Source organism: Actinomyces sp. HMSC065F12 (assembly GCF_001814535.1).
Lineage (GTDB): Bacteria > Actinomycetota > Actinomycetes > Actinomycetales > Actinomycetaceae > Pauljensenia > Pauljensenia radingae_A.
Genome location: NZ_KV816941.1, coordinates 1 through 986 on the forward strand (window position 1 = coordinate 1; position 986 = coordinate 986).

General features: G+C 56.0%; 3 protein-coding genes. All 3 read right to left on the bottom strand.

Annotated features, from left to right (window positions below; all coding sequences use genetic code 11):
* Positions 1-267: hypothetical protein (locus HMPREF2975_RS00990; RefSeq protein ID WP_141757232.1), on the bottom strand; the 267-nt coding region annotated here is incomplete at its 3' end.
* Between the two features lie 199 nt (positions 268-466).
* Positions 467-757, bottom strand: a complete 291-nt coding sequence (locus HMPREF2975_RS00995; protein ID WP_070725209.1) for a hypothetical protein — start codon at positions 755-757, stop codon at positions 467-469.
* The coding region (locus HMPREF2975_RS01000; protein ID WP_227469078.1) for a hypothetical protein at positions 754-986 on the bottom strand (233 nt) is incomplete at its 5' end. The genes HMPREF2975_RS01000 and HMPREF2975_RS00995, both read right to left, overlap by 4 nt.

A 986-nucleotide genomic window follows, 5' to 3' on the forward strand; every position in this document is an offset into this window, starting at 1 on the left:
GTAGTCGTGTTCTGAGTGCGGGTCGAGTTCGGTGAGCGTGATTGTTGAGCATAGGCGTTCTTTTTCTTCGTCCCATTGCATGATGTCGTGCACGGGGTGGCCGTATTGCGTGGCTTCCACCAAGTAGGTCTTAGTTGGGTCGTTGGGCCACTTGTGGGCGGGTATGGGCATGAGGAGCGCGTATTCGTCGAGTGCTTCGCGTAGGTTTTTGACGGCTGCTTCGACGGTCGCCATTTTCTGTAGCACGAGGTCGATCCGGTAGTTCACTTTTCGGCCTCCTTTGCTTGTTCGCGTGTAGCGTGTGGCGGTAGTTCTGAATATCTCCATGTGCGCACGTTGCCGTAAGTGAACTCAATGGTCACGTCCTCACGCCGTGTTCTGTGCGACTTGCGGTGCCCCATGATTCCTAGAGGGTGAAAGTATTTGTCGCAGGTTTTGCAGTAGCAGGTTTTCTCCGCTTCGCTCCTCACTGGTCAGCCTCCTTGTCGTCCTCCTGGCTACAGAAATTGTGGTCGGGGTTTATGGCGGTGTATAGGTCGAGGTCGCACAGCGCCATTCCAGTGATATGACCCATGAGGAATCCGTACGTTAGGTCTGCGTGCTCACACATGATGTTGAAGGTGCGCAGGGCTTGGTAGGTTTCTGTGTCGTTGATTGGCCTGATGTTCCGGGCTTTGCGCAGGCACGAGATGGCCGGGCCGAGGTCTTCTATCTGCTTGTAGAATTCCTGAAAGTCCCGGGGTCTGATGGGTTTCATTTCCTGTCCTTCTTTTTTGGTGTGGTTTTTGTGATGGTGACCGGGTGGTCGATACCGTCGGTGAGGTCGGCTTTTGTGATCCGCATGTAGCCCGGCGGTGCGACGTTCGGTGTCTCCCAGGACTGTTCGCATCCTCGCCACGCGGTGCGGTGCGCCCTGCCGGGTGGAGTCTGGACCTCGATATAACCCATCACTGCTCCTTGTCGCTGGTGAATGTGCCGACCGCGAG

Coding starts and splice junctions, on each gene's coding strand:
- HMPREF2975_RS00995 (WP_070725209.1), bottom strand. CDS start 757: ATGAAACCCATCAGACCCCGGGACTTTCAGGAATTCTACAAGCAGATA.